The sequence below is a fragment of the Amycolatopsis sp. 505 genome (genome assembly GCF_031625235.1).
GTDB lineage: Bacteria > Actinomycetota > Actinomycetes > Mycobacteriales > Pseudonocardiaceae > Amycolatopsis.
Map to the genome: position 1 here is coordinate 1,092,534 of NZ_JACKQP010000001.1, position 26,808 is coordinate 1,119,341.

Annotated in this window: 26 protein-coding genes; 10 read left to right on the forward strand and 16 right to left on the reverse strand. The window is 70.9% G+C overall.

Features of this window, described 5'->3' with window-relative positions; all coding sequences use genetic code 11:
• Positions 1–6: 6 nt before the first annotated feature.
• The gene (locus tag H5965_RS05305; RefSeq protein ID WP_310968165.1) at positions 7–726 is read right to left on the reverse strand and encodes a UDP-N-acetylglucosamine acyltransferase; all 720 of its coding nucleotides are present in this window, start codon (positions 724–726) and stop codon (positions 7–9) included.
• A 149-nt stretch (positions 727–875) separates the two neighbouring features.
• Here H5965_RS05305 and H5965_RS05310 point away from each other — a divergent pair, with 149 nt between their 5' ends.
• Complete coding sequence (locus tag H5965_RS05310; protein WP_310968166.1) at positions 876–1,982, forward strand: DegT/DnrJ/EryC1/StrS family aminotransferase; 1,107 nt, start codon at positions 876–878, stop codon at positions 1,980–1,982.
• Positions 1,979–2,935 (forward strand): Gfo/Idh/MocA family oxidoreductase, encoded by a 957-nt coding sequence (locus tag H5965_RS05315; protein WP_310968167.1) that lies wholly within the window; start codon positions 1,979–1,981, stop codon positions 2,933–2,935. The genes H5965_RS05310 and H5965_RS05315 overlap by 4 nt, the downstream gene beginning before the upstream one ends.
• Here H5965_RS05315 and H5965_RS05320 read toward each other — a convergent pair.
• From H5965_RS05320 to H5965_RS05350, 7 genes are all read right to left on the reverse strand, one after another.
• Entirely contained in the window at positions 2,932–4,317 is a 1,386-nt protein-coding gene (locus H5965_RS05320; protein ID WP_310968168.1) for a M20/M25/M40 family metallo-hydrolase, read from the reverse strand. The genes H5965_RS05315 and H5965_RS05320 overlap by 4 nt on opposite strands.
• Positions 4,318–4,357: 40 nt before the next feature.
• The gene (locus H5965_RS05325) at positions 4,358–5,065 is read right to left on the reverse strand and encodes a hypothetical protein (RefSeq protein ID WP_310968169.1); all 708 of its coding nucleotides are present in this window, start codon (positions 5,063–5,065) and stop codon (positions 4,358–4,360) included.
• Entirely contained in the window at positions 5,062–5,571 is a 510-nt protein-coding gene (locus H5965_RS05330) for a SigE family RNA polymerase sigma factor (protein ID WP_310968170.1), read from the reverse strand. Before H5965_RS05330 ends, H5965_RS05325 begins: the two co-directional genes overlap by 4 nt.
• A gap of 370 nt (positions 5,572–5,941) precedes the next feature.
• Complete coding sequence (locus tag H5965_RS05335) at positions 5,942–6,571, reverse strand: acyltransferase (RefSeq protein ID WP_310968171.1); 630 nt, start codon at positions 6,569–6,571, stop codon at positions 5,942–5,944.
• Complete coding sequence (locus H5965_RS05340) at positions 6,558–7,754, reverse strand: glycosyltransferase family 4 protein (RefSeq protein WP_310968504.1); 1,197 nt, start codon at positions 7,752–7,754, stop codon at positions 6,558–6,560. Before H5965_RS05340 ends, H5965_RS05335 begins: the two co-directional genes overlap by 14 nt.
• 32 nt (positions 7,755–7,786) lie before the next feature.
• On the reverse strand, positions 7,787–8,716 hold the full coding sequence (locus tag H5965_RS05345; protein WP_310968172.1) for an NAD-dependent epimerase/dehydratase family protein: 930 nt from the start codon (positions 8,714–8,716) through the stop codon (positions 7,787–7,789).
• A 23-nt stretch (positions 8,717–8,739) separates the two neighbouring features.
• The gene (locus H5965_RS05350; RefSeq protein WP_310968173.1) at positions 8,740–9,873 is read right to left on the reverse strand and encodes a DegT/DnrJ/EryC1/StrS family aminotransferase; all 1,134 of its coding nucleotides are present in this window, start codon (positions 9,871–9,873) and stop codon (positions 8,740–8,742) included.
• A 126-nt stretch (positions 9,874–9,999) separates the two neighbouring features.
• On the opposite strand from H5965_RS05350, the gene H5965_RS05355 reads away from it, so the two are divergent.
• Positions 10,000–13,113, forward strand: coding sequence for a BTAD domain-containing putative transcriptional regulator (locus tag H5965_RS05355; RefSeq protein ID WP_310968174.1), 3,114 nt, complete (start codon positions 10,000–10,002; stop codon positions 13,111–13,113).
• An 11-nt stretch (positions 13,114–13,124) separates the two neighbouring features.
• Positions 13,125–14,315, forward strand: coding sequence for an L-2-hydroxyglutarate oxidase (lhgO, locus tag H5965_RS05360; RefSeq protein WP_310968175.1), 1,191 nt, complete (start codon positions 13,125–13,127; stop codon positions 14,313–14,315).
• On the opposite strand, the gene H5965_RS05365 is transcribed toward lhgO, so the two are convergent.
• Together H5965_RS05365 and serS are read right to left on the reverse strand one after the other, a co-directional pair.
• A complete protein-coding gene (locus H5965_RS05365; protein WP_310968176.1) occupies positions 14,312–15,313 on the reverse strand; it encodes a DUF3558 family protein in 1,002 nt (333 codons plus the stop codon). The genes lhgO and H5965_RS05365 overlap by 4 nt on opposite strands.
• Before the next feature lie 65 nt (positions 15,314–15,378).
• Entirely contained in the window at positions 15,379–16,638 is a 1,260-nt protein-coding gene (serS, locus tag H5965_RS05370) for a serine--tRNA ligase (RefSeq protein ID WP_310968177.1), read from the reverse strand.
• Between the two features lie 118 nt (positions 16,639–16,756).
• Between serS and H5965_RS05375 the strand changes: the two genes are divergently transcribed.
• Positions 16,757–18,052, forward strand: coding sequence for an aspartate aminotransferase family protein (locus H5965_RS05375; RefSeq protein ID WP_310968178.1), 1,296 nt, complete (start codon positions 16,757–16,759; stop codon positions 18,050–18,052).
• A gap of 12 nt (positions 18,053–18,064) precedes the next feature.
• On the opposite strand, the gene H5965_RS05380 is transcribed toward H5965_RS05375, so the two are convergent.
• Positions 18,065–18,568, reverse strand: coding sequence for a TetR/AcrR family transcriptional regulator (locus H5965_RS05380; RefSeq protein WP_396136878.1), 504 nt, complete (start codon positions 18,566–18,568; stop codon positions 18,065–18,067).
• A 151-nt stretch (positions 18,569–18,719) separates the two neighbouring features.
• On the opposite strand from H5965_RS05380, the gene H5965_RS05385 reads away from it, so the two are divergent.
• Together H5965_RS05385 and H5965_RS05390 are read left to right on the forward strand one after the other, a co-directional pair.
• Entirely contained in the window at positions 18,720–19,655 is a 936-nt protein-coding gene (locus tag H5965_RS05385; protein WP_310968180.1) for an NADP-dependent oxidoreductase, read from the forward strand.
• Between the two features lie 391 nt (positions 19,656–20,046).
• Complete coding sequence (locus H5965_RS05390; RefSeq protein ID WP_310968181.1) at positions 20,047–20,403, forward strand: VOC family protein; 357 nt, start codon at positions 20,047–20,049, stop codon at positions 20,401–20,403.
• Between the two features lie 3 nt (positions 20,404–20,406).
• Here the strand turns inward: H5965_RS05390 and H5965_RS05395 are convergent, their stop codons facing one another.
• The 5 genes from H5965_RS05395 to H5965_RS05415 form a co-directional block, all read right to left on the reverse strand.
• Positions 20,407–20,577, reverse strand: a complete 171-nt coding sequence (locus H5965_RS05395) for a hypothetical protein (RefSeq protein ID WP_310968182.1) — start codon at positions 20,575–20,577, stop codon at positions 20,407–20,409.
• Positions 20,578–20,701: 124 nt separating this feature from the next.
• Positions 20,702–21,607, reverse strand: coding sequence for a haloalkane dehalogenase (locus tag H5965_RS05400; RefSeq protein WP_310968183.1), 906 nt, complete (start codon positions 21,605–21,607; stop codon positions 20,702–20,704).
• A 23-nt stretch (positions 21,608–21,630) separates the two neighbouring features.
• On the reverse strand, positions 21,631–22,083 hold the full coding sequence (locus H5965_RS05405; RefSeq protein WP_310968184.1) for a DUF350 domain-containing protein: 453 nt from the start codon (positions 22,081–22,083) through the stop codon (positions 21,631–21,633).
• Positions 22,084–22,120: 37 nt separating this feature from the next.
• Positions 22,121–23,287: a glutathionylspermidine synthase family protein gene (locus H5965_RS05410; protein ID WP_310968185.1), complete on the reverse strand. Its 1,167-nt coding sequence runs from the start codon at positions 23,285–23,287 to the stop codon at positions 22,121–22,123.
• A complete protein-coding gene (locus H5965_RS05415; protein WP_310968186.1) occupies positions 23,288–23,839 on the reverse strand; it encodes a hypothetical protein in 552 nt (183 codons plus the stop codon). It lies immediately after the preceding gene.
• Positions 23,840–23,993: 154 nt separating this feature from the next.
• Here H5965_RS05415 and H5965_RS05420 point away from each other — a divergent pair, with 154 nt between their 5' ends.
• The 3 genes from H5965_RS05420 to H5965_RS05430 all read left to right on the forward strand — a co-directional run bounded on the left by H5965_RS05420 (position 23,994) and on the right by H5965_RS05430 (position 26,802).
• Positions 23,994–25,022, forward strand: coding sequence for a septum formation family protein (locus tag H5965_RS05420; protein ID WP_310968187.1), 1,029 nt, complete (start codon positions 23,994–23,996; stop codon positions 25,020–25,022).
• On the forward strand, positions 25,022–25,372 hold the full coding sequence (locus tag H5965_RS05425) for a metallopeptidase family protein (RefSeq protein WP_310968188.1): 351 nt from the start codon (positions 25,022–25,024) through the stop codon (positions 25,370–25,372). Before H5965_RS05420 ends, H5965_RS05425 begins: the two co-directional genes overlap by 1 nt.
• A 164-nt stretch (positions 25,373–25,536) precedes the next feature.
• Positions 25,537–26,802, forward strand: coding sequence for an MFS transporter (locus H5965_RS05430; protein ID WP_310968189.1), 1,266 nt, complete (start codon positions 25,537–25,539; stop codon positions 26,800–26,802).
• Positions 26,803–26,808 lie beyond the last annotated feature (6 nt).

Below are 26,808 nucleotides of genomic sequence, written 5' to 3' on the forward strand. Positions count from 1 at the left end.
TGACTCCTAGTGCTCGTCGCGCGGGCGAGCGTCCCACGCCTTTACCAAGGTAGAGAGGTCGCCGGGCAGCGTGACGTCCGGGAGACCTTCCTTGCCCTTCAGCCACGGCCCGAGGGCCTCGATCGTCTCCTCGTCGAGACCGCGGCGGGACAGCCCCACCACGTTGACGCCGGTGACGCGGGCCGGGTTGCCGACGGCGATGGTGAACGCGCCGATCTCGCGCCGCACCGCCGAGCCCATCCCGATCATCGCGCCGGGCCCGATCACGACCTTCTGGTGCAGGATCGCGCCCATGCCGAGATTCGCGCCGTCCCAGATGTGGCAGTGGCCACCCGTGACGGCGTTCGAGGCGATCGTCACGCCGTCGCCGACCAGGCAGTCGTGCGCGATGTGGGAGTTGCGGAGGTAGTAGCCGTCGCTGCCGACCGTCGTTGTCCGCCAGGTCCCTTGGTGGACACTCACGTACTCGCGGATCCGGTTGCGGCTGCCGATGACGACACCGTGCCCGTCGTGATCCGGGTCACCGGCTGGGGCGTCTTCCCAGGCCGCCGGGTGCGGGCGGCCGCGGTCCTCGCCCGGCGTGCCGATGGTCACGTGCGGGCCGATCCAGTTGCCGTCCCCGATCCGCGTGGGGCCCGCGATCACCGCGAACGGCCCGATGACGTTGTCCTCGCCGAGCTCGACGCCTTCGCCGATGACGGCGGTCGGGTGGATGCGGTTGGCCACGGGCGGGTATCCGTTCGTCGGCGGCTGGGTACTGGGCGTGCTGCCGCGCCCGGTAACGTGTGGCCCGCGTTGCTGCAGGGCGGCCGGGCGCAGAACCGGCGGCTCACTGTACCGGACGCACCGAAATCGCCTGCCGAGAGAGACTGCCCATGATCCCCATCACTGTGGTCGACGTCCGCGACGCGGAGGACCTCGTCGTCGAGGTGCTGCGCTCCGGCGCCATCGCACAGGGACCGATGGTCAAGCGCTTCGAAGACGCCTTCGCGGCGGTCTCCGGGACGAAGCACGCGATCGCGGTCAACAACGGGACCACCGCGCTGGTCGCGGCCCTCCAGGTGCTGGACCTGCAGCCGGGTGACGAGGTCATCACCTCGCCGTTCACCTTCGTGGCGACGCTGAACGCGATCCTCGAGGCCGGCGCGACCGTCCGCTTCGCCGACATCCGGCGCGACGACTTCGCGATCGACCCCGACGCCGTGGCCAAGGCCGTGACGGACCGCACGAAGGTCCTGATGCCGGTGCACCTCTACGGCCAGACGGCGGACATGGGCAAGCTCGCGCCGCTGGCCGCCGAGCGCGGCCTGCAGGTGATCGAGGACTCGGCGCAGGCCGTCGGCGCGTCGTTCGAGGGCAAGCCGGCCGGTTCGTTCGGCATCGGCTGCTTCTCTCTGTACGCGACGAAGAACATCACCACCGCCGAGGGCGGTGTCATCACCACGGACGACGACGCGCTGGCCGACAACCTGCGCGTGCTGCGCAACCAGGGCATGCGCGCCCGGTACCAGTACGAGGTCGCCGGCCACAACTACCGGATGACCGACCTGCACGCGGCCGTGGGCATTCCGCAGCTGGCGAAGCTCGACCAGCTGACCGCCGCCCGCCAGGCGAACGCGAAGCGGCTGTCCGAGGGGCTCGCCGGCACGCCGGGCCTCGACGTCCCGCAGGTGCTGCCGGGCCGCGAGCACGTGTGGCACCAGTACACGGTGCTGGTCGGGCCGCACGCGTTCCTCTCGCGCGACGAGCTGGCCGCGGCGCTCACCGAGCGCGGCATCGGCAACGGCATCTACTACCCCAAGATCGTCTTCGACTACGACTGCTACACGGGTCACGACCTGATCCCGGGCGCGCACGTCGAGGACTTCCCGGTCGCGACGTCGGTCGCCGAGCAGGCGCTTTCGCTGCCGGTGCACCCGCACCTGACCGAGTCCGACCTGGACACCATCATCGAAACCGTTCGCGAGGTACTGGGCGCATGACGCATCGGATCGCTCTTGTCGGTACCGGGAACATGGGTTCCCTCCACGCCCGCGTGCTCGCCCAGAACGAGCGCGTCGACCTGGTCCGCGTGATCGATCCGCGCGAGGAAGCGGGCAAGGCCGTCGCCGACCGGTACGAAACGCGGTGGACGCCGGAGATCGGCGAACTGTCCGATGTGGACGCCGTGGTGCTGGCGTCGGCCACCGAGGTGCACTACGACCTGGCGCAGGAGATCTTCCGCCAGGGCAAGCCGATGCTGGTCGAGAAGCCGGTCTGCAACAGCTTCGAGAAGTCCCAGGAAATCGTTTCGCTGTCGGCGAAGAACGACATCCCGCTGATGTGCGGGCTGCTGGAGCGCTACAACCCGGCGGTGATGACCGCCCGGGCGCTGGTGAACGAGCCGGTGCACCTGATGGCCCGCCGCCACGGCCCGTACGCGCCCCGCATCAAGACCGGGGTGGCGTGGGACCTGCTGGTGCACGACGTCGACCTGGCGATCCAGTTCTTCGGCGGCGCGACCCCGGCCCGCGTGACGTCCGGCGCGGGGTACTTCCACCCGTCGTCGGTCGAGGGCGCCGAGGACACCATCGAGACGGTGCTGTCCTTCCCGACCGGCCTGGCCACGGTCTCGGCCTCGCGGCTGGGCCAGAAGAAGGTCCGCTCGCTGGTCGTCTCCGAGCTCGACCGGCTGATCGAGATCGACCTGCTGCGCCGGGACGTCACGATCTACCGGCACGTCTCGCACGACTCCGTCACCCCGGACGGCCTCGGCTACCGGCAGCAGACGGTCATCGAGATCCCGGAGCTGGTCACCGCCCGCGAGCCGCTCGCCACCCAGCTGGACCGCTTCTGCGACCTGCTCGAAGGCAAGATCGACGCCGACACCGAGCGCGACCTGATCCTGCCCTCGCACCACGTCGTCGAGCAGGTCCTGACGCAGGCCGCGGCCTAGCTCACCGGCACCGGGAACGCGGCCGGGCTCCGGCGGCCACCGGGGCCCACCGCGCGGACGCCGAAGAAGACGTTGTCCTTGGACAGGTCGATCTTCGCCGTCAGCGCCGGGCCGACGCCGATCGCGTGCGTCCAGTCCGGCGCGGTGGTTTCGCGCCAGAGGACCTCGTAGCCCGTCGCGCCCGGTGTCGCGTCCCACAGCAGTTCCGAGTCGTTCGTCAGCGCCGCCGTGCGGATCTTGACGCCCTTCGGCGTGCCCGGCGCCGTGGCGAGCGACCACAGCGCGGCGCCGTTCACCCGGGCGACCCGCGCGATGAACGGGAAGTCGCAGAACTCCGGCAGATCGCCGTACTGGACGCCGTTTTCGACGCGGACGTCCTGGTGCTGGTGGGCGAAGTCCTCGTTCGGCTCGGTGAACCGCGCCGCCGGGTAACCCTGCTCCAGGAAGCCGATGTGGTCGCCGCCGCGCAGGTAGCGGTCGCGGCGGTGGATGACGCGGACGGTCATGCCGGTCGCGTCGTTCTCCGCCACGGACTTCACGAACCGGGCCAGCTGCCGCGGCGGGGAGTCGTTCTCGCCGCCGATGCTGCGGCGCAGGTTCGCTTCGGCCGGGGTTTCCGCCGTCGGCACGCCCTCGGCGAAGAGGCGGATCGTGAAGGGGTCGCGCGTGCCGTCGTCGGCGCGGCTCGAGCCGACGATGTCGTCGGTGAACATCGCTTGGACGTCGGTGCCGGCCGCCTTGAACTGCCGCGCCATGAACCGCGAGCCGTAGAGGCCCTGTTCCTCGCCCGCGACGGCGGCGAAGACGATCGTCGCGGCCGGTTGCCGCGTCGAGAGCACCCGGGCCAGCTCCAGGGCGACCGCGACGCCCGAAGCGTCGTCGTCGGCGCCCGGCGCGTCCCCGGTGAAGTCCATGACGTCGGTGCGGCGCGAGTCGTAGTGCCCCGAAACGACGTACACGCGGCCGGCATCGGTGGACCCGCGCAGCGTCGCGACGACGTTGGTGATCTGCGTCGGCACCGGGATCCGGTCGGCGGGCGGCTGGACGTACGACTGGAGCTCGACGCTCAGCCGGCCGCCGGACGCGGCCGCGATCTGCTGGTACTGCGCGAAGAGCCAGTCGCGCGCGGCACCGATGCCGCGGGCGGGGTCGTCCTGGGCGGACAGCGTGTGCCGGGTGCCGAACGCGGCCAGCCGGCGGACGGTCGCTTCGATCCGCCGCTCGTCGACCTGGCGCAGCAAAGCCCGCAGCTCGGCGTCGGGACGCTGGGGGCGGACCGGGCCGCCGGGCCCGCGGTCCCCGAGTTCGGCGGCACCGGCCGGGGCGGCGGCCGCCACGCCCAGCGCGGCCGTGGCGGTGAGGAACGCTCGTCGAGAGGTCACGGTGCCCGTCTTACGCCCGCACCGCGTGGCCGGGTACCGCCTACTTGGTGAGCCGCTTTCCGTCGGCGTCGAAGGCGATCAGGGGTGTCAAGACGGCGGAGTTCGGGACCTCGACGGGGTCGAACCAGAAGAAGACCACGGTCGAGTCCGCGGTCCAGGTCGCCAGCCGGGCCTCGATCGTCTTGCCGTGCACCGTGGTGGTGATCCGCGCCGCCGGGCCGGCGAAGTAGCCGAAGACGGGGATGAGCTGGTTGCCGACCGTCTCGCCGCCGTCGGTGGCGTGGAAGCCGAACGAGCGGTCGGAGCCGCGGAACTCGTTCGTCACCTGCAGGGCCCGCAGCGAGGCCCCGGACCGGAGACCGGCCACCAGGCCGAACCGGGTGCCCGGCAGTTCCGGCAGGTCGATGGCCCGCGCGTAGAAGACGAGCTCCCCGGCCGCGGTCCGGATGCCGGTGCCGACGACGTCCCCGATCGGCTGCTCCGCGGGCGGTCCGGCGGTGGTCGGCACGGCCGGAGCCGGGGACGGCGGCTGCGCGACCGGCGCGGGCGCGGGCTGCCGCAGCTGGATGGCGAACACCACGACGAGCACCACGGCGGCCGCGGCGGCGACCCCGGCGGTCCCGGTCAGCAGCCGCCGGCGACGTCGGATACGCCTCCCACCGGCCATGATCCCGGCGAGATCGGGTTCGGCGAAGGGCACCTCGGGCGGCTGCCGGAGGGCGGCGCGGAAGTCGTCGAGCTCGTTCACCGCCCGCTCCCTCCGATCAGCGTGTCCTCCGGGTCCGCCTCGACCCGCAGCTTGGCCAGCGCCCGCGAGTTCGTGCTCTTCACGGTACCGAGGGAAACGCCGAGCTCACGGGCCACGTCGGCTTCGGGCAGGTCGAAGAAGTGCCGCAGCACGACGACGGCGCGTTCGCGGTCGGTGAGCGTCTTGAGCACCGCGGTGAGCCACGCGCGCTGGGTGACGGCCTGGTCGACGTCGAGGCGGTCCTGCTGCTCGGGCATGGCCTCGGTGGCGTACTCGCGGATGGGGCGCCGCCAGCCGTCGATGACGTGGTTCACCAGGACGGTCCGGGCGTAGCCGTAGGCGTCCTTGTGCCGCACTCGCGACCAGGCCGCGTAGGTGCGCGTGAAGGCGGTCTGGGCGGCGTCTTCGGCCTGGTGGCGATCACCGGTGAGCAGGAACGCGGCGTGCGTGAGCCGAGCCGACGACACGCGGACGAACTCCGCGAACTCCTCGTCGCCGCGCGCCATGGATCACCTCGTTCCGTCCTTTCCAGCGACGGCCGGGGCGGGGAAAGGTTGCTTCGTGGATTTTGCCGGCGTATACCGAAGCTCATCGAAACGTTGTGTAACCGATATCTCGCGCTGGGTCACCGAGTACTAGAGTCCTGCGTGCGGTTCCGTGCGAAGAGACTTCGCCGCCGGGAGGATCGGGCGGTTTCACGACGGCGGCGCCGGCGTCCGGCGCCGGTGCCGCCGTCATCCACGTCAGGGCCGCTGGGCGCGGCGGGTGGTGCTCGATGCCGGCCTCGGCGTACTCGGAATCTCCGGAAGGCCGCACCAATCGTTGAGAGTCAGCACGTCACGCGGCCATTCCATGGCACGCCAGTCTGCCTGGTCGCTATTCCGCCGAGTAGTCGCCCGATGGGGCTCCCCAGCCCGAAGTGTTCTGCCCGTGTGACTCCGCGATCTCCCGCCGCCGGGCGTTCTCCGCGCGCACACGGTCCACTTCGGACTGGATGTACTCCTCGTCGTACCGCTGGAACACCCGGGCCGGATTCCCCGCCACCAGGGTCCGCGGCGGGACGTCCTTGGCCACCACCGAATTCGGCTGGACCGTCGCGAAGTCGCCGACCGTCACGCCGGCCATGATCACCACCAGGCCGCCGATGAAGCAGCCCTTGCCGATCTTGACCGGCTTGCGCTCGATCAGGTCGCTGCCCGAGTGGTTCTGCAGCGTCATGTTCGCCAGCCAGCTCGAGTGCGTGAAGATCAGCGTGTTGAGCCCGATGCTGGTGTGCTCGCCGATCTCCAGGCCGCCGCTGGCGTCCAACGCCGCGCCTTCGCCGATCCAGCAGTGGTCGCCCATCTTCAGGTTCTCGGGGCTGATGATCTTCACGCGCTCGCGCACGCGGCACGTCGAGGGCAACCCGTAGAACTGCGCGCGCTCGGCGTCGTTCATGTACTGCGAGACGAGCTCGGTCAGGATCTGCGGGCGCAGCCGGTGGCTGCGCTCGTCATCGAAGAACATCGGCTTCCGACACCAGCTTCTCGAAGGTCCTGAGGTGCTCTTCCGCGACGACGTCGAGGCCGAAGTTCGACCGCACCAGCTCGCTCTCCCGCTGCGCGATCAGCGCCCGCCGCGACGGGTCGTCGAGCAGCTCGATCACCGTGCGCGCCACGGCTTCCGCATCGTCCGGGCGGACCAGCAGCACGTTCTCGCCGTTGCGCAGCTCGATGCCCGGGTAGTTGTCCTCGGTCACCGACGCGATCGTCGCCGTACCCGACAGCATCGCCTCCAGCGAAGCCGTGCCGCAGCCGCCGTTGAGGTCGTGGGTGACGATGTCCGCCGCCGCGAAGTACGCCGGGACGTCCTCCTTCGGCACCGCGCCCGTCACCACCAGCGCGTCCGACACGCCCAGCTCGCCGGCCCGCTTCAGGAACGCGTCGTGGTAGACCCGGCCGACGACCACCACCCGCACCCCGGGGTGCTTGTCCAAAATGGACGGCAGGGCCTCGATCAGCGGCAGCCGGTTGCGCAGCGGGATGACGTGCCCGAGCGACACGATCAGCGGGGCGTCGCCGATCCCGTGCTCCGCGCGGACGTCCTTCGTCACCGGCTTCGCGAAGTGTCCCGTGTCGACGGCGATCGGGAAGTACTCCGAGTTCGCGTCGCTCGTGCCGTACCGCGCGACGCAGTAGTCGACGCCCAGCTTGTCGAGGATGACGTACTTCGGCCGCATATAGGCCAGGATCGGCCGCACCAGGACCGCGTCGAGCAGCCGGAACACGCCGCCGTACAGCTTGTTGTCGCTGATCAGCAGCGTGTGGATGGTCAGCAGGGTCGGGACGCCGTGCCGCCGCGCCCAGATCCCGGCCAGCCACGACAAGTCGAAGAACTGGCCGTGCAGGTGGATCGCGTCCGGCTGGAACTCGTCGAGCAGCTTCCACAGCCGCCGCCAGTTGCCCGGCCGCAGGGACGCGAAGCTCATGTCGAAGTCGATCGACAGGCCGATCTGCGGCATCTTCACCGCGGGGAGCCGCACGACGCGGTAGCCGTCCCGTTCCTCCTCGGCCGGGGCGTCGGCGTACGCGGCCGTGATCGCGAGGACTTCGTGCCCGGCCGCGGCGAACTGGGCCGCCAGCGACGCCGCCATGTGCGCGCTGCCGCCCACCCGCGGCGGGAAGAAGTTGTTCACCACCGCGATGCGCATGGCACGCCCTTGCGCCGGCCCCGCGGTGGTGCTCACTCGGTTTCCTTGACCAGATCCCGCATGCCGTCCTCGACGGTGATCCGCGGCTCCCAGCCCAGCACGTCCCGCGCCCGGCTGATGTCGGCCGCGCGCCGCGAGACCAGCACGTCCCGGTCGTTGAACAGCGGCTCGACGTCGACGCCGACCGCCTCGATGAGGATCTTGGCCAGCGCCGCGATCGACGTGTCGATGCCGGTGCCGATGTTGATCGGCACGTTGGCCTTCTCCGACTCCAGCGCCGCGACGACGGCGTGCGCCAGGTCCGTCACGTGCACGAAGTCCATCGACTGGTCGCCGCGGCCGTCGATGATCGGCGGCTGGCCGTTGCGGAGGCGCTGGATGAAGTGGTTGATCACCGACGTGTAGTACGCCTCGATCTTCTGGCCGGGGCCGTACACGTTGAAGAACCGCAGCGCGTTCCAGGACAGGCCCTTCTGGCGCTCGTAGAAGCCGAGCAGGTCCTCGCCGGCGCGCTTGGAGATGCAGTACGGCGTGAGCGGGCGCAGCTCGTCGTCCTCGTGCATCGGCAGCCGCTTCGGGTCGCCGTAGACCGACGCGGTCGAGGCGAACACCAGCCGCTCGACACCCTCGTCGGCGGCCGCCGCGAAGACGTTGTGGTTGCCGATCATGTTGATGTCGATCGACTCGTGCGGGTCGGCGATCGACTTGTTGATCGACACCGTCGCGAAGTGGATGACGTGCGTGCAGCCGCGCATCGCCTCGCGCACCGCGCCGCCGTACCGGACGTCCTTCTCGACCAGCTCGACCTTGCCGGTGGCGACGAACTCGTTGACGCGGGCGCGGTCGCCGCGGGTCATGTTGTCGAAGATCCGGACCGTGTAGCCGCCCTCGATCAGCAGCGGGATCACGTGCGCGGCGATGAAGCCGCCGCCCCCGGTGAAGAGCACCTTCTTGTCGGACACCAATTTCTCCTCGGTCGGCGGCTTCAGGACAGGGACTGCACGGCTTCGCGCACGACCTCGGCGACCCGGGTGACCTCGGCGTCGGTGAGGTTGGCGTGCATCGGGACGGCGAGCTGGCGCGCGAACGCGTCGGCCGAGACGGGCAGCGGGGCCTGAGGCCCGTAGATCGGCTGCAGGTGCGAGGCGTACGTGCCGAAGTTGCACTGGACGCCCTGGGAACGGATCCGCAGGGTCAGGGTGTCGCGGCTGACTTCGGGCGCGACCGTGAGCAGGTAGGCCTGCCACGGGTGCTCGCGGTCGGGCAGCTCCACCGGCACGGTCAGCGCGTCGACGTCGGCGAACGCCTCGTGGTAGCGCTTCGCGACCGAACGGCGGGCGGCGAGGAGGTTGGGGAGGCGGTCGAGCTGGACGTTCATGATCGCGGCCTGGACGTCCGAGAGGCGGAAGTTGTAGCCGAGCTCGTGGAACTCCGGGATGGGCAGCGTGTCCGAGCCTTCGCGGCTGATGGCCGGCTCGATGCCGTAGGTGTGCAGCTTGCGGGCGCGGGCGATGAGGTCTTCGCGGTCGGAGACCAGCGCGCCGCCCTCGCCGGCGGTGATGCCCTTGCGGCCGTGGAAGGAGAACGCGGCCAGGTCGGCGAGGCTGCCGGCCGGGCGGGTCTTGTACGTCGCGCCCGCGGCGCAGGCGGCGTCCTCGAAGAGCCAGAGGCCGTGCTTGTCGGCGATCGCGCGGTACTCGTCGAAGTCACCGGGCTGGCCGGCGACGTCGACCGCGAGGATCCCGACCGTCTTCGGCGTGATCAGGGCCTCGACGTGCGCCGGGTCCGCGCTGAAGACGTCCGGGCGGATGTCGGCGAACACCGGCTTCGCGCCGGCCTGCACGACGGCGTGGCCGGTCGCCGGGAACGTGTAGTCGCCGACGATCACCTCGTCGCCCGGCCGGACGCCGAGGACCTGGAGCCCGAGGAAGAGCGCCGAGCCGCAGTTCGCGGTCGTCAGCGCGTGCGCCGTACCGGTGACCTGGGCGAACCGCTCTTCGAAGCGGCGGCAGGCCGGGCCGGCACCGGCGAGCCAGCCGGAGCGGAACACCTCGGCTACGGCAGCGAGCTCCTCTTCGCCCACGGTGGGTTGACCTAGGGCAATGCTCTCGGACGACATACCTCTCCCATTGCGTGGGGACCCGGCGAAGTGTATAGACGCACGCTCAGGTGATTCACAGGACCACGCCGAACTCCCGTTTGGAGTGACCCCCACCGCAGGTCGGGGACGTCTTAGGCTGGGTCCATGCGATTCGGGGTGCTGGGGGCCGTCGCCGCGTGGCGCCCCGATGGCGCGGCGGTGGCGGTGGGCGGCCCGCGGTCGCGGACGCTGCTGGCGTTGCTCGCTCTCGACGCCGGGCGGTTCGTCCCGGCCGACCGGCTGATCGACGGCATGTACGGCGAGCACCCGCCGGACGGCGCCGCGAACGCCCTCCAGTCGCAGGTGTCGCGGCTGCGGACGGCGCTGAAGGACCTCGCGCCGGTCGAATTCACCGCGGCCGGGTACCGGCTCGTCGTCGCACCGGACGAAGTGGACGTTCACCGCTTCGAACGGCTGGCCCGCGACGGCCGCGCGCTGCTGAAGAACGGCGAGCACGCGCGGGCCGCGGAGGTGCTGGGCGACGCGCTGGCGTTGTGGCGCGGGCCCGCGTTCACCGACCTCGCGGACGCGCCCTTCGCCGCGCCGCAGGCCACCCGGCTCGAGGAGCTGCGGGCGGACGCCGTGGACGACCACGCCGAGGCCCGGCTGGCGCTCGGGCAGGCCGAAGACGTCCTCACCGGCCTGCGGGAGACCGTCGCCGCGCAGCCCCTGCGGGAACGGCCACGCGCGCAGCTGGTCCGGGCCCTCGCCGCCGCGGGACGGCCGGCCGACGCGCTCGCCGCGTTCGAAGACGCCCGCCGCACGCTGGCCGACGAGCTGGGCGCCGATCCCGGCCCGGAGCTCGCCGAAGCGCACCTCGCGGTGCTTCGCGGCGAGACCGAGAAGCCGGTCCTGCCGGCGTTGCCCGCGCAGCTGACCAGCTTCGTCGGCCGCGACGCCGAGCTGCGGCAGGTGGCGGAGCTGCTCGGACGCGCCCGGCTCGTGACGCTGACCGGCCCCGGTGGCACCGGCAAGACGCGGCTGGCGGTCGAGGTCGCCACGGTCCAGGCCGGCCCGGTGGCGTTCGTCGAGCTGGCCCCGCACGGCGGCGGTGCCGTCGCCGGCGCGGTGCTGGCCGCGCTCGGCCTGCGCGAGAGCGCGCGCGGCGGCCCGCAGGACCCGGTCGAGCGGCTGGTCTCGGCGTTGCGGACCCGCCCGGTGCTGCTGGTGCTGGACAACTGCGAGCACGTCGTCGAAGAGGCGGCCCGGCTGGTCGCGCGCCTGCTCGCCGCCTGCCCCGGGCTGCGGGTGCTGGCCACCAGCCGCGAGCCGCTCGGCATCACCGGCGAACAGCTGGCGCCGGTGCCGCGGCTGGCCGTCCCGCCGCCCGGGACCTCCGCGGCGCAGGCCCGGGACTTCGCGGCCGTCCGGCTGTTCGCCGAACGCGCGGCCGCGAGCGATCCCGCGTTCGCGCTCGACGAATCGACGATCGGCGACGTCCAGCACGTCTGCGCGGCCCTCGACGGCCTGCCGCTGGCCCTGGAGCTGGCCGCGGCCCGCGTCCGGTCCCTCGAGCTCGGCGAAATCGCGGCCCGGCTCGACGACCGGTTCCGGCTCCTGGCCCGCGGCAACCGGACGGCCGAGGCCCGGCACCGCTCACTGCGCGGGGTCGTCGAGTGGAGCTGGGACCTGCTGACCGCCGAGGAACGGGCGCTGGCCAGGAGACTCGCGGTGTTCTCCGGCGGCGCGACCGCCGCGGCCGCCGCCGAGGTGTGCGGCGCGGACGTCGACCTGCTGCCGGAGCTGGCCGACAAGTCCCTGGTGGAAGCCGTCGGCGGGCGGTTCCGGATGCTGGAGACGATCCGCGCGTTCGGCGCCGGGAAACTCGCCGAAGCGGGCGAAGCGGAGACGTTCCACCGCGCGCACGCCGAGTACTTCCTGCGGTTCGCCGTCGAAGCCGATCCGAAGCTGCGGACCGCGGAGCAGCTGGACTGGCTGGCCCGGCTGGACGCCGACTACGACAACCTCCTGGCCGCGCTGCGCTGGTCGACCGAGCACGACGTCGTGCTCGCGCTGCGGCTGGTGCCGCTGCTGGCGATGTACTGGTGGATGCGTGGACGGCGGTTCGAGGGCGCCGGGCTGTCGCTGGCCGTCGTGTCGCGGTGCTCGCCCGAGGTGCGCGAGGAGTACGCCGAGGAGTTCCTGGTGTGCGTGCTCGGCGCGTTGTCCGGGCATCCGGACGAGTCGCTGGAGCAGTACCTGCCGCTGGTCCGGCGGTACGCGGCGGACGGCGACTGGTCGCCCCGGAACCCGATCCTGGTGATGCTGATGGGCGTCGTCGCCGGCCCGCCCGGCGACGACGACGAGCTGACCGGCCGCGGCGAAGGCCTGCTGGCGGCCGGCGACGCCTGGGCGTGGGCGCTGCTGCCGATGGGCATGGGCCTGCGGGCGATGATGTCCGGCGACCTGGCGGGCGCCGAAGAGGGCCTGCGCGAGGGCGCGGCGCAGTTCCGCGCGCTGGGCGAGCGGTGGGGCCTGTCGATGGCGCTGGACCACCTGTCCCAGCTGCTGACCTGGCGGGGCGAGCACGCGGCCGCGTTGCCGCTGATGGACGAGGCGCTCGGCCTGATGCACGAGATCGGCGCGACGGACGACGTCGCGGACCTGATCTGCCGCCGCGCGTGGAACCACCTGCTGTCGGGCGAGCACGCCCGGGCCCGTGCGGACTACGAGCTCGCCGCGGCCACGGCCCGCCGGTCGGGCATGCCGGAGTCGCGCGCGGCGGCCTGCGTCGGGTTGGCGAACCTGGCCCGGCTGTCCGGTGACCTGGCGGCTGCCCGTTCGTGGTGCGAGCAGGCGCTGGCGGAGTGCCCGGGCGGCTCGTTCGCGGCGGAGACGGTCCGCGCGATGACGCTGATCTCGCTCGGGTGGCTGGCCGTGGCCGAAGGACGTCCCGCGGAAGCGGCCCGGCTGCACCGGTCGGCGTTGCTGACCGGACGCCAATGGCACGCGGGCGACGTGGTGGCGTTCGCCTTGGAGGGCTTGGCCGGGGTGGTGCCACCGGACCAGGCGGCCACGCTCCTGGGCGCGGCGGCGGGCGTGCGCGGGACGTCGATCGCGGGTGACCCGGACGCGTCGTCGGTGCGGGGGCGAGTCGTGGCGGCGCTGGGCGCGGACGGTTTCGAACGCGCCTACGCGACGGGGTTGGGGATGAGCGCCCAGAAGGCCTTGAGCGCGGCCGGACTGACCGGCTCACCAGGCCCTTCCCCGCTCGCGTAGCCTGATCGACCGTGCGCAACGTCGTAGTCGTCGGGGGCGGGATCGTCGGTCTGGCCGTGGCCTGGGAGCTGACCAGGCGCGGGCTGGACGTAACCGTCCTGGAGAAGGAAGCCCGCTGGGCGGCACACCAGACCGGGCACAACTCGAACGTCGTGCACGCCGGGCTCTACTACAAGCCCGGTTCCTTCAAGGCGCGGATGTCGGTCGCCGGCAATCGGTCCATCGTGGACTTCGCGCGCCAGTACGGCGTGCCCGTCGAGGTGTGCGGGAAGCTCGTCGTCGCGACCGACGAACGGGAGATCCCCGCGCTGAACACCCTGGCCGAGCGGGCCGAGGCCAACGGCGTCCCGGCCAAGCAGATCTCGCCCGCCGAAGCGCGCGAGTACGAGCCCGAGGTCGCCTGCGTCGCCGCGCTGCGCGTCGAATCCACCGGGATCATCGACTTCCCGGCCGTCTGCCACGCGCTCGTCCGGCTGCTCGACGAAGCCGGCGTCGACCTGCGGCTGAACGCACCGGCCGTGGCCATCCGGGCCGGGAGCAACGGCGGCGTCGAGGTCGCGACCGGCGACGACGTCGTGCAGGCCGACGCCCTGGTGAACTGCGCCGGCCTGCACTCCGACCGCGTCGCGCGGCTGGCCGGGCTGACGCCGTCGGCGAAGATCGTGCCGTTCCGCGGCGAGTACTACGAGCTCAAGCCGGACCGCCGGCACCTGGTCAAGGGCCTGATCTACCCGGTGCCGGACCCGACGCTGCCGTTCCTCGGCGTGCACCTCACGCGCATGCTCGACGGCAGCGTCCACGCCGGCCCGAACGCCGTGCTCGCGCTGCGCCGCGAGGGCTACCGCTGGCGCGACTTCTCCGCGAAGGACGTCGCCGAGGTCGCCGCCTTCCCCGGCGCCTGGCGGCTCGCGAAGAAGTACGCGTTCCCGACCGGCCTCGACGAGGTCCGCCGCTCGTTCTCGAAGAAGCGGTTCGCCGCGAGCCTCGCCCGGCTCGTCCCGGCCGTCACCGAGGACGACATCGTCCGCCACGGCTCCGGCGTGCGCGCCCAGGCGATGCGCCGCGACGGCTCGCTCGTCGACGACTTCCTCATCGAGACCACGCGCGACCAGGTGCACGTCCTGAACGCGCCGTCGCCGGCCGCGACGAGCGCGCTGGAGATCGCGCGCCACATCGCGGACCAGGTGTCCTCGGAGAACTAACCCGGCAGGTTCGCGGTCACCAGCGGGAGGCCCTGCTTCACGAGGTCGCAGGTTTTCGTGTCGTCGCCGACGAACCCGCTGACCACCTGCACCGACGACGTGTCGGTGATGGCGAGGGTCGCGCCGCAGGTGACCCGCAGGCCGCCCATGTTCGGGAACAGGCCCCACTTCTTGCCGCCGACGTCGACGGTTTCGGTCGGGGTGACGCCCTTCGCGCCCGGCCAGTCGCCGACCGGCGTGCTCGGGCCGAACCAGACCTCGAACGCCTTCTGGCCGCCGTCGCCGTCGGTGTCGTCCCAGAGGCAGAAGGACGCGTTCGGCACCGTGGACGAGGTGTCCTTCTCGCCGGTGGGCGAGATGTCCTTCAGCTGGGCCACCTGGTCGGGTTTCAGCATCGCGCACGGGTCCGCCGACAGCAGCGGGCCGCCCGGCTCCGGTTTCGCCGACGTCGTCGGTGTCACCGGCGGCGCGTCCTGGCCGCCCGGCAGGTGGGCCGCGACCTGCGGGATGACGACCTTCGCCAGCTCACACGACTTGTCGAGCTTGCCGGCCGAGACGCTGACGTAGGCGAACGACTTGGCGCCGAGCAGGGCGTAGTACACGCAGTCGTCCGGCAGGATCGAGGCGTACTGCGTCCAGCTGAGCCCGCCGATCCGCTCCGGCCCGGACTTCTTGACGGCACCGGAGATGTACTCGTTGAAGTCCATGTCCGAGGCGACGCCGACGTTGAGGACGGCCGACGGCTCGACGTCGTCCTTCGAGCTCCACAGGCACATCGGCGGCTGCAGCCGGTCCTTGTTCTCCTTCACGGAACGGCCGGGCGACTGGTAGCCGAGGGCGTCGACCTGCGCCTGGTCGAGCAGCGCGCAGGCGTCGACGGCCGTGACGACCGGGCCCTGGCCGGGCACCGGCGACGCCGAGCCGCCGACCGTCACCGTGCAGCCGGTCACCACGGTCACGGCCGCCAGTGCGACCGCGACCTGCCACCTCATCCGCATGAGTTCCTCCTGTTCGGCCCGGACACTACTGGGACGAACGGAGCAGCACCGCGGATCCGCCCGATTCAGCGAGGCGTGAGGACGTCCTTGCCGCCGACGAACGGGCGCAGCGCCTCCGGCACGCGGACCGAGCCGTCCTCCTGCTGGTGGTTCTCGACGATCGCGACGATCCACCGGGTGGTGGCCAGGGTGCCGTTGAGCGTCGCGGCGATCTGCGGCTTGCCGTTCTCGTCGCGGTAGCGGATGGACAGGCGGCGGGCCTGGAACGTCGTGCAGTTCGACGTCGAGGTCAGCTCGCGGTAGGTCTCCTGGGTCGGGATCCACGCCTCGCAGTCGAACTTGCGGTGCGCGGACGTGCCGAGGTCACCGGTCGCGGTGTCGATCACCCGGTAGGGCACCTCGATCTTGGCGAGCATCTGCTCTTCCCAGCCGAGCAGCCGCTCGTGCTCGGCCTCGGCGTCGGCCGGCTTCGCGTAGACGAACATTTCCACCTTGTCGAACTGGTGGACGCGGATGATGCCGCGGGTGTCCTTGCCGTACGAGCCGGCCTCGCGGCGGTAGCAGGACGACCAGCCCGCGTAGCGCTTCGACTCGGTGAGGTCGAGGATCTCGTCGGAGTGGAAGCCGGCGAGCGGCACCTCCGACGTGCCGACGAGGTAGAGGTCGTCGTCCTCGAGGTGGTAGATCTCGCTCGAGTGCTGCCCGAGGAAGCCGGTGCCGGCCATGATCTCCGGACGCACCAGCGACGGCGTGATCATCGGCGTGAAGCCGTTCTCGAGGGCCTGGGCGATGGCCATGTTGAGCAGGCCGAGCTGCAGCTGCGCGCCGACGCCGGTGAGGAAGTAGAACCGCGAGCCCGAGACCTTCGCGCCGCGTTCCATGTCGACGCCGCCGAGGCCTTCGAGCAGCTCGAGGTGGTCCTTCGGGGCGAAGCCGAGCTTCGTCGGCTCGCCGACGTGCTTGAGGACGGTGAAGTCGTCCTCGCCGCCGACCGGCGCGCTCGGGTGGACGAGGTTCGGCACGGTCCGGAACAGCGTGTCGAACTCCTCCGACGCGGTGTTCTGCTCCACCTCGGCCGCCTTGACCTGCGCGGCGAGCTCCTTGGCGGTGGCCAGCAGCCGCTGCTTCTCCTCCGGCGGCGCCTTCGGGATCTGCTTGCCCAGGAGCTTCTGCTCGTTGCGCAGCTTGTCGGCGGCCGCGATCGAAGACCGGCGCCGGGTGTCGAGGGAGAGCAGCTTGTCGACCACTCCCTCGTCTTCACCACGGGCGCGCTGCGACGCGCGCACGGCTTCCGGGTCTTCGCGCAGAGTCCTGGGGTCAATCACGGGTCAGAGGGTAGTCCGTACAGACTGTGCGTCCCTACTGGGTTATCCCGACAGTCTGATCGTTGAAGCCCTGTTCACGGCCTCCTCATACTCGCTTGAGACCCCGAGGAGGCGTTCGATGACCGATGAGCTGCTCGCCCGGCACCGCGCAGTCATGCCGTCCTGGATGTCGCTGCTCTACGAGGAGCCGATCGAGATCGTGCACGCGCACGACCGCCGGATGACGGACTCCCAGGGCCGCACGTACCTGGACTTCTTCGCGGGGGTGCTGACCAACTCGATGGGCTACGACGTCGCCGAGATCGGCGACGCGGTCCGCAAGCAGCTCGACACGGGCATCCTCCACACCTCGACGCTGTACCTGATCAGGTCCCAGGTCGAGCTGGCCGAGCGGATCGCCGCGTTGTCCGGGATCCCGGACGCCAAGGTGTTCTTCACGAACTCGGGCAGCGAGGCCAACGACACGGCGTTGATGCTGGCCACGCAGTACCGCCGCAGCAACCAGGTGCTGGCGATGCGGAATTCGTATCACGGCCGCTCGTTCGGAACGGTGGCGATCACGGGCAACCGCGGCTGGTCGGCCTCGGCCCTGAGCCCGGTGAAGGTCAACTACGTCCACGGCGGCTACCGCTACCGAAGCCCGTTCCGGTCGCTCTCGGACGCCGAGTACATCGACGCGTGCGTCGCGGACCTGGTGGACGTCCTGGACACGGCCACCGCGGGCGACGTGGCGTGCTTGATCGCCGAGCCGATCCAGGGGGTGGGCGGCTTCAGCCTCCCCCCGGACGGCCTGTTCCGGGCGATGAAAGAGGTCCTGGACGAGTACGGGGTGCTGTTCATCTCGGACGAGGTCCAGACGGGCTGGGGACGGACGGGCGAGCACTTCTGGGGCATCGAGGCCCACGGCGTCACGCCGGACATGATGACGTTCGCGAAGGGGCTGGGCAACGGCCTCGCGGTGGGCGGAGTCGTGGCGCGCGGGGACGTGTTGGACTGCTTCCAGGCCCAGTCGTTCTCGACGTTCGGCGGCAACCCGGTATCGATGGCCGGGGCGACGGCGGTCTTGGACTACATCAAGGACCACGACCTCCAGGCGAACTGCGCGGCCCGCGGGGAACAGCTGCTGTCGGGGTTGCGTGCGGGTGACTCGCCGATCGTCGCCGAGGTCCGGGGCAAGGGCCTGATGATCGGCGTGGAACTGATCAAGCCGGGCACGACTTCGCCGAATGTAGCGGCGGCGGCGCGGATGCTGGAGGAGACGAAGAAGCGGGGGTTGCTGATCGGCAAGGGCGGCCTGCACGGCAACGTCCTGCGGCTGGGCCCCCCGATGACGCTGACGGCGGACGAGGCCCAGGAGGGCTTGGACATCCTGGTGGATTCCCTGGCGGCCACGCACGCGGCGCTGGCGGAGTGACGTCGGACGGGCTCACGCCGGCCGGGCGCCCGGCCTGAGCCCGTCCATCAGCAGGTCCAACAGCCGGCCGGCTTTCTCCTCCTGTCCGGGCCGAGGTGCCACGGTGAAGATGCCGATGAGGGAAGCGGCGATGTCTTCGGCGCTGACATCGGTGCGGAGATCCCCCGCGGCGCGGCCGGCGTCGAGGATCGTGGTGACGGCCGACAGCAGCTCGGCCCGGGTCCGCGCGTGCGCGATCTCGCCCGCCTCGATCATCGCGAGCAGCGTGTCGAGCATGCCGTTCTTGGTCGCGATCCAGTCGCCGAACAGGTCCATCCAGCACCGCATCGCCGCGGCCGGGGCCAGCCGGCCGAGCAGTTCCCGGGCTCCGGTGGTCAGCCGCCCGACCTGGTCCCGGTAGACCGCGTCGACCAGCGACTCCCGGGTCGGGAAGTGCCGGTAGAGCGTGGCTATGCCCACCCCGGCCTCCCGGGCGATCGCCCGCATCGGCGGCTCGGCACCCCCGGACGCGAACATGCGGGTCGCCACCGCGAGCAGCTGGTCACGGTTGCGGCTCGCGTCCGCGCGCTTCGGCACGTCAGTCAAAACGGATCACGCTCCGGTTCTTGTGTTACGGTGGATCGCAGAAACGGAGCATAGTCCGTTTCACTGCGTCCGGAGGAGACTCATGCGGGAGAACAGGAGCAGGGCGGTCCGCCTCGAAGCGTTCGGCGGCCCCGAGGTGCTCGAAGTCCAGGAGGTCTTCACGCCGGAGGCGGGCCCGGGACAGCTCCGGGTGCGGGTCACCGCGGCCGGCCTCAACCCGATGGACTGGATCATGACGGCCGACGCGGACACGGCGGCCCGGTTCGGCTTGAGCCTCCCGGTGGGCTTCGGCACCGACTTCGCGGGCGTGGTCGACCAGGTGGGCGCGGGGGTAACCGGCTTCACCCCGGGCGACCGGGTGTTCGGAAGCGCGTTGTCCCGAGCGGTCGCGGACTTCGTGGTGGTCGAAGCGGCCGGAGACCCCGCGGCGGACGAGGTGCACCACACGCCGCCCGAAGTCGACGACCGCACGGCCGCCACCCTGTCGATCGCCGGCCGCACGGCAGCGGCAGCCCTGGCGGTGATCAACCCCGGCCCGCAGGACACCGTGCTGATCGGCGGCGCGGCGGGAGGTGTCGGAGTGTTCGCGGTCCAGCTGGCCCGCATGGCCGGAGCACGTGTACTGGGAACGGGCTCGGCAACATCGGCCGAGTTCCTGCGCGAACTGGGAGCCGAGCCACTGACCTACGGCGACGGCCTGGCCGACCAGGTCCGAGCCCTGGCACCCGACGGGATCACCGCAGCCATCGACCTGCACGGAACGGAAACGGCGCAGGTAGCTCGCACCCTAGGCCTCCCGGACACCCGCATCTGCACGATCGCAGCCCAGCTGGAAGGGATACCGGCGGCCAACGGCGCAAACGCCCCCGCCAACACGTCGGAAGAAATCGCAAAACAGGTGGGGGCGGGCAACCTCCGCATCCCGATCGCGGCGACCTTCCCGATGGAGCAGGTCCGCACGGCAGCCGAACTGCAAGCAAAGAGGCACGTACACGGAAAGCTCGTCATAGAAATGTGAAGCTGGGTGGTCGTCCCGTCGCCTGAGGCCGTCGAAATTACGGCGGTCGTCGCGACCGTCAGGTGCGCGTCGATCGACTCGCGCTTGTGGTGGGAGATCGGCCGCGCACGTAGGTCGTGTTTAGACATCCGGTCTCGAAGTACAAGGTGGACACATCGTAGAGAACCAGTGACGCCGGCCCCAGATCAGCGGTGCGGGCGCACGCCGCGGCCCACTTTGCTGGTGGGCGTGGCCGAGCGCGTCCCATAGGTACCCCATCCGCGACGACGTGATCGCAAGCGGCCCACCGCCTGCGCAGATTTTCGCCGTTCACAAGACGAAACCGCAGCTCGACAGCCAGTACCCTACCCAAGATCAGCGATCTTGACCCAAAGTCAGGTAAGGTGACGGAATGGTCATGCGGGTGGCGGTTCCCGTGCTGCCGTGCCGAGATGTGCAGGCAGCGCGGTCGTACTTCACGGACGTGCTCGGATTCGACACCATATTCACCTGGGAGACCCCACCTAGTTACGCGGCCGTGGTCCGCAACACCGCCGAGTTCCACCTGTACGCCGAAAGCAGCGTCGGCCCGGCCAGGGTGACGGTTATCGTCGACGACGTCGATTCCTGCCACGACGAGCTGCGCGCCCGCGGCGCCGACATCGTCGAGCCACTGGCTGACCGGCCCTACGGGATGCGCGACTTCAACGTGCGGACACCCGATGGGCACTTGTTGATCTTCAGCCAGCCGCTTCCCGAGAACGGGTAACCATCAGCGGACCAGCCGGAAGAATGACCGGACCTCGTCGACGAACAACGCCGGCTGCTCGAACGCCGCGAAGTGGCCGCCCTTGCCGGGCTCGTTCCAGTACCGGATGTTCGGGAACCGGCGTGCCGGGCAGCCCGGAGATCCATTCGTTGACCTGCCGGGCGGATGAGGCACCGGTGCCGGGCAGCCAGTAGAGCAGCAGGTCGCCACCGGAGTCGGTCCACGACCAGAACTTCTCGACGATCCAGGCGCAGAGGGCGGCCGACGAGTCTCCTCGCGCTCCCGGCCGCCGGTTTGCTCAACCCCGCACGAACCGCGCCACGTGCTCAGCCAGCTCCTCGCCCGCGTCCTCCTGCAGGAAGTGGCCCGCCCCCTTGATCACCGGGTGGTCCAGTCCCTGTGCGCCCTTCATCGAGCGCCTCAACACCGGTGCCATCCCTCCGGTTATCGGGTCGCCGTCGGAGAACGCCACCAAGAACGGGATCTCCAGCTCGGTCAGCGTCTTCCACGCCGCGCGGTTCGCCGCCGACGCCGGGTTGTCCGGCCGGTACGGCACCAGGCCCGGCATGGCTCGCGGGCCCGCCTTGTACATCTCGTTCGGGAACGGTGCGTCGTAAGCCGTCCTCTCCGCTTCCGACAGGACCGACTTGCACCCCGACTGCACGAAGCGCGCCACGTCCAGCACCGGTGCCTTCTCCACCGCCGTGCGGAACGCGTGCCACGCCTCCGGCATGTCGACGTCGCCCGTCGGGAGGCCCGTGTTCGAAGCCACGACCCCGGAGAACCGCGACGGCGACGCAGCCACCAGCCGCAGGCCGATCAAGCCTCCCCAGTCCTGGCCGACCAACGTCACGTCGTGCAGGTCCAGGGCGTCGAACGCGAAGCCGCGCATCCACTCCACGTGCCGGGCGTACGAGTGGTCCGCCAGCTCGGCCGGTTTGTCGGACCGGCCGAAGCCGACCAGGTCCGGTGCGATCGCCCGCAGCCCCGCGGCCGCCAGGACCGGGAGCATCTTGCGGTACAGGAACGACCAGCTCGGCTCGCCGTGCAGCAAGAGGACCACCGGGCCGTCCGCCGGGCCTGCCTCGACGTACCCCACTCTGATCCGGCCGCCGTGGGGATCCGCCAGCTCCGCGTAGCGGGGCTCGTACGGGAACTCGGGCAGGTCCGTGAACCGGTCGTCCGGTGTCCTCAGCAGGCGCACCTACCCCACGGTAGTGGGGAACGTCAGGAGATGCCGACCGCCACCACGAGGCCCAGGCCGAGGTGGGCCGCCGCGACCACGATGCTCACCGGGGCGAACTTCTCGCTCTCGATGGTCGAGGCCACGTCGATGCGGGTGGCCCACTCCAGGAGCCGGACCGCGATCACCTGGACCGCGATCCCCAGCAGGCCGTAGACCAGCGAGGTGATCAGGCCCTCGGTCAGATCGCTCGCCGAGTTGAAGATCGCCACCACCACGATGAACGCCATCGAGAGCATCCCGGACGCCGTCACGATCACGGCGTTCGGCAGGCCCTGGGTCACCAGCTTCGACAGCTTGCCGGGGGTGGTCCAGTCGATCGCGTAGAAGCCGGCGAACATCAGCAGCAGGCCGACGACGCCGTACAGCAGGATCGCGCCGATCCCCCGCACGAGGTCGGAGCCGAACGTGTCGGACAGCGCAAGCGTCGAGGTCACGAGTTTTCTCCCAAGAGGTCAGCGATGGGGTGTTTTATCACGACTCGACGATGCGATGTGGGACGAAGGCGGCACCGTCGTCGGTCACCAGGCCGCCAGTCTCTCGGATGCCCAGGCCGGCGGAGCTGTCGCCGACGATCCACGCGCCGAGCGCCGGCCGGTAGCCGTCGAACTCGGGCAGGGGGTCGAACGCCTGGTAGACGAACCCTTCCGCGCCGTACACGCCGTCGGTCTGGGTTTCGTACCCGGTCGCGACGATCTGGACGTTCGCGCCCTCGCGGCCCAGCTTCGGCTTGCGGACGTACTCCGTCAGCAGGCCCGGGTCGTCGGCGAACGCCGGCAGCAGGTTCGGGTGGCCCGGGTAGTTCTCCCACAGGATCGCCAGCAGCGTCTTGTTGGAGAGGATCATCTTCCAGAGCGGCTCGATCCACAGCGTCCGCGGCAGCGACTCGACGGCGTGGCGGCCGAACTCCTCGTCGACCACCCACTCCCACGGGTACAGCTTCAGCACGGTCGCCATCTGCGCCTCTTCGAGGTCGACGAACCGCTTGAGCACCGGGTCCCAGCCGATCTCCTCGATCGCCAGGCCCACCGTGTCCAGCCCGGCCTCGGCCGCGGTCTCCTGCAGGTACGCCGTCGTGACGTTGTCCTCACCCGACGGGTCGGCCGCCGACCAGGTGAAGTGCAGCTCGTTCGACGGCAGCTTGTCCTGCAGCTGCGACCAGCGCTCGACCAGCTTCTCGTGGATCGAGTTCCACTGGTCGTCGTCCGGGAAGACGTCGGTCTTCCAGTGCCACTGCAGCAGCGACGCCTCCAGCAGCGTGGTCGGCGTGTCCGCGTTGTACTCGAGCAGCTTCGCCGGCGACTTGCCGTCGTAGCGCAGGTCGAACCGGCCGTAGACGTGCGGGTCCTGCCGCTTCCACGACTCGGCGATGTGCGGCCAGACCCATTCGGGGATGCCAAAGCGCTGGTAGCCCTCGGTCGTCACGACGTTGTCGACGGCTTCCAGGCACATCGAGTGCAGCAGTTCGACGTCGGCTTCGAGGGACAGGACCTCGTCCATCTCGAAGACGTAGTGCACGGACTCGTCCCAGTACGGCCGCGTCCGGCCGCTGCTGTCGCGGGCCGGCGTGCCGTAGACGAGCCCCTGCTCTTCGACGATCCGCTGCCAGTCGCGCCGCGGCTCCCGCCGGTCCCGGTACACCTACGATCCCCCGCTCTTGCCGCTGCCGCCGGTGCCCCCGGTGCTGCCGCTCTTCCCGCTGATGCCGAAGCCGCCGCGCTGGACGGACTTGCCGGACTTCGTGTTGACGCTGGTCCGCGACGACGGCGCGTCGTACGTGCCGCCGCTCACCCGCTGCCCGATGACCCCGGTGCCGCCGTAGTTGTAGCGGTAGCTGTTGTAGCCGCCGCCCGGGATCGGCAGGAACAGGAAGCCGCCGCTGTGGTAGCCACCGTGGCTGGTGACGTAGTTGTCGTCGCAGTAGTCGTCGTTCTGGACCACACCGTTCGAGTCGGTGCAGACCGCCGTGACCTCGCCCTGCGGCTTCGCGACCGTGTAGAACGTCGCGACCAGGCCGACGAGCCCGACCGTGACACCGCTGCCGATCAGGATCTTGCGCCGGGTCGCCGCCTTGGCGTCGGCCTGGCGGGCCAGCTCCTCGTCCCGTTCCTCCTGGGCCAGCGCCTGCTGCCGGGCCCGCTGCTCGGCCAGCGAGGGCTGGCGGGGCTGGGTGTTCGAGTCCTGAAACCTCATCGAGCCGCGCTTCGGCGGCTCGGGGGGCGGCTGGTCCCCAGTATTGTTGTCCTGCGTCATGTGCGCTCCGTAATCACCGGCCACCGCGAAACCGTGACCACCCTAACCACCCGGACCGCGCACGTCATGCGCGGCGCGGGCATCATGGACTGCGATGTCTCCCAGCGCCGATCGGTTCCCCACCGCCACCCAGACGCTGCGCACCCGCGTCGTGATGGGCGGGATCTTCGCGGGCGCGTTGATCGCGCTCGCGCTCAGCGTCGTGTTCTCCTGGAGCGACGGCATCACCGGCGGATCCGGTGGCGGCGCCGGCAAGCTGTCCGCGGCCGCCCAGGAGGCCTTCCATTCCCCGCCCGGCAGCTGCCTGACCTGGGACAACCCGGACGCGAGCGACGCGCGCAAGGTGGCCTGCACCGAGCCGCACCTGTTCGAGGTGACCACGCTCGTGGACATCGGCGCCCAGTTCCCGGAGGGCGCGCCCGTCCCGTCGCTGGAGCAGTGGCAGCAGATCGCACAGCAGAAGTGCACCTCGGACGTGAAGCCCTACCTCGGGCACAAGCTCGACCCGTACGGCAAGCTCACGACCAACCTGCTCCGCCCGACCCCGTCGCAGTGGGACGACGGCGACCGCCAGCTGCGGTGCGGCCTGCAGTGGGCGGGCCCCGGCGGCAAGCTGCTGCCGACCACCGGGCCGGCCAAGGACCAGGACCAGTCGCTGGTCTTCGAGCCGGGCACCTGCCTGGCGCTGCTCGGCAAGGGCGTCGGCGACCCGATCGACTGCACGAAGCCGCACTCGTACGAGATCGTCGCGACCCTCGACCTCAAGACGAAGTTCAAGGAGGGCTACCCCTCCCAGGACGACCAGAAGGCCTGGCTCGACACCGAGTGCAACAAGGCGGCCGGCGACTACACCGGCGGCGCCGACCTCGACGCGAAGAAGCTGATCCTGACCTGGGACCTGCGGGAGCAGGAGAGCTGGGACACCGGTTCGACCAAGGTCAACTGCAAGGTGGCCTCGCTGCTGCCCGACAAGAGCGGCCTGCAGGCGGTGACCGGCAGCATCAAGGCCGCCCCGGCCGGTCCGGACGGCGGTCAGCCCCAGGACGGCGGCCCGCCGTCGGACGGCGGCGGGGGCCCGGCCACGTCGAACTCCGCCCCTCCGTCGACGAAGCAGAACGGCTGATGGCCGTCGAGATGAGCCGGGAGCGGTTCGAAGAACTGGTCTCGGAAGCCCTGGACGAGGTGCCGCCCGAGTTCGCGCGCGCGATGGACAACGTCGTCGTGCTGGTCGAGGAGTTCAACGACGAGGCGCCGGACATCCTCGGGCTCTACCACGGCATCGCGCTGACCGAGCGGACGTCGTCCTACGGCGGGGTGCTGCCCGACCGGATCTCGATCTACCGGCAGCCGATCCTGGCCATGTGCGAGGACGAGGACGAGGTCGTCGAGGAGGTCCTGATCACCGTCGTGCACGAGCTGGGCCACCACTTCGGCATCGACGACGCCCGGCTGCACGAGCTCGGCTGGGGCTGAGCCGGGCCCGGATTCCCGCGTCCCCTTCCCACGTTCCACCGAATTCCGCGCTTGCCAGCGGATACTGTCACGAGATTCACCGCTAGTGACAACGTGACCACGCGCAGCCATCTCCGCGGTTATCCTCGTACCCGAAGTCGTCGGGCGGCGTGCGGGGAGGCACAGTGAACGAAGCCCGGAACGACGGGAGCGGCCGAAGACTCACCTGGCTGCTGACGTCGAGCGCGGCGTCCCACCTGGGGGACGGCATCGGCAAGGTGGCCCTGCCTCTGCTGGCCACGACCCTGACCCGCGATCCGGTGCTCATCGCCGGCCTGTCCGCCACCCAGTTCCTGCCGTGGCTGCTGTTCGCCGCGGTCGCCGGCGCGCTGGTCGATCGGATCGACCGGCGGCGCGCGATGATCGTCGCGAACACCGCCCGCGCGGCCGCGGTCGGCGCGCTGGCCGTGCTCGTCGCCACCGGCGGCATGACGATCTGGCTGGTCTACCTGACCGCGCTGATCATCGGGACGGCCGAGACGATCGCCGACAGCGCGGCGAACGCGCTGATCCCGGCGGTCGTCGGCAACGGTTCGCTGGACGCCGCCAACAGCAAGCTGCAGGCCTGCGAGATCGTCGGGCAGACGTTCCTCGGCGGCCCGGTGGGCAGCCTGACCTTCGCCCTCTTCGCCGCCTTCCCGTTCATCCTCAACTCCGCCGGCTTCGCGATCGCGGCGGCGGTACTGCTCGGGCTCGCCGGCACCTACCGCGCAAAGGCGGAGACACCGGTCGAACCGGCGAAGCTGCGCACCGAGCTCGCCGACGGCCTGCGCTGGCTGCGCCGGCACCCGCTGCTGCTGCGGCTGCTCGTCGTCGCCGGACTGCTCAGCCTGGTCAGCGAGCTCGCGCAGGCCCAGCTGGTGCTGTACGCGCTCGAGGACCTCCACCTGTCCGACGCGACGTTCGGGTTCTTCGCCTTCGTCGGCGGGATCGGCGGGCTGCTCGGCGCGGGCGTGGCTCCGCGGCTGGTGCGGGCGACCGGACGGCTCCCGGTCGTCGCCGGCGGGATCGTCTGCTGCGGCCTCGGGTTCGGCGGGATGGGTCTGGTGCGCTCGCCGGTCGCGGGCGCGGCGCTGTTCGGGCTGTTCGCGGCGGCGGTGGTGGCGGTGAACGTCGTGCTGGCGACGGCCCGGCACACGCTCGTGCCCGGCGAGCTGCTCGGCCGGGTGCTCGGGGTGTGGCGCACGGTCGTCTGGGGTGCGATCCCGGTCGGCGCGCTGCTGGGCGGCGTGCTGACCGAGCAGCTCGGTTCGGCCGCGCGGACCTTCGCGGTGTCCGGCGTCGCCATGCTGGTGATCGCCGCGTTCGCGATCGGCGCGCTGCGGCGGTTCTCCCTCGGTGACAAATCGGACTCAGCCACGGCGCTGACCCACCACGATCCCGGATTGTGAGCTGAA

Excerpts from the sequence above, each read along its gene's own strand:
- H5965_RS05420 (WP_310968187.1), top strand. The coding sequence starts at position 23,994 with ATGTCTCCCAGCGCCGATCGGTTCCCCACCGCCACCCAGACGCTGCGC.
- H5965_RS05380 (WP_396136878.1), bottom strand. The coding sequence starts at position 18,568 with ATGTTCGCGTCCGGGGGTGCCGAGCCGCCGATGCGGGCGATCGCCCGG.
- H5965_RS05335 (WP_310968171.1), bottom strand. The coding sequence starts at position 6,571 with ATGTTCTTCGATGACGAGCGCAGCCACCGGCTGCGCCCGCAGATCCTG.
- H5965_RS05390 (WP_310968181.1), top strand. The coding sequence starts at position 20,047 with ATGGTCATGCGGGTGGCGGTTCCCGTGCTGCCGTGCCGAGATGTGCAG.
- H5965_RS05375 (WP_310968178.1), top strand. The coding sequence starts at position 16,757 with ATGACCGATGAGCTGCTCGCCCGGCACCGCGCAGTCATGCCGTCCTGG.
- H5965_RS05425 (WP_310968188.1), top strand. The coding sequence starts at position 25,022 with ATGGCCGTCGAGATGAGCCGGGAGCGGTTCGAAGAACTGGTCTCGGAA.
- H5965_RS05415 (WP_310968186.1), bottom strand. The coding sequence starts at position 23,839 with ATGAGGTTTCAGGACTCGAACACCCAGCCCCGCCAGCCCTCGCTGGCC.
- H5965_RS05315 (WP_310968167.1), top strand. The coding sequence starts at position 1,979 with ATGACGCATCGGATCGCTCTTGTCGGTACCGGGAACATGGGTTCCCTC.
- H5965_RS05330 (WP_310968170.1), bottom strand. The coding sequence starts at position 5,571 with ATGGCGCGCGGCGACGAGGAGTTCGCGGAGTTCGTCCGCGTGTCGTCG.
- H5965_RS05365 (WP_310968176.1), bottom strand. The coding sequence starts at position 15,313 with ATGCGGATGAGGTGGCAGGTCGCGGTCGCACTGGCGGCCGTGACCGTG.
- H5965_RS05385 (WP_310968180.1), top strand. The coding sequence starts at position 18,720 with ATGCGGGAGAACAGGAGCAGGGCGGTCCGCCTCGAAGCGTTCGGCGGC.
- H5965_RS05350 (WP_310968173.1), bottom strand. The coding sequence starts at position 9,873 with ATGTCGTCCGAGAGCATTGCCCTAGGTCAACCCACCGTGGGCGAAGAG.
- H5965_RS05355 (WP_310968174.1), top strand. The coding sequence starts at position 10,000 with ATGCGATTCGGGGTGCTGGGGGCCGTCGCCGCGTGGCGCCCCGATGGC.
- H5965_RS05310 (WP_310968166.1), top strand. The coding sequence starts at position 876 with ATGATCCCCATCACTGTGGTCGACGTCCGCGACGCGGAGGACCTCGTC.
- H5965_RS05340 (WP_310968504.1), bottom strand. The coding sequence starts at position 7,754 with ATGCGCATCGCGGTGGTGAACAACTTCTTCCCGCCGCGGGTGGGCGGC.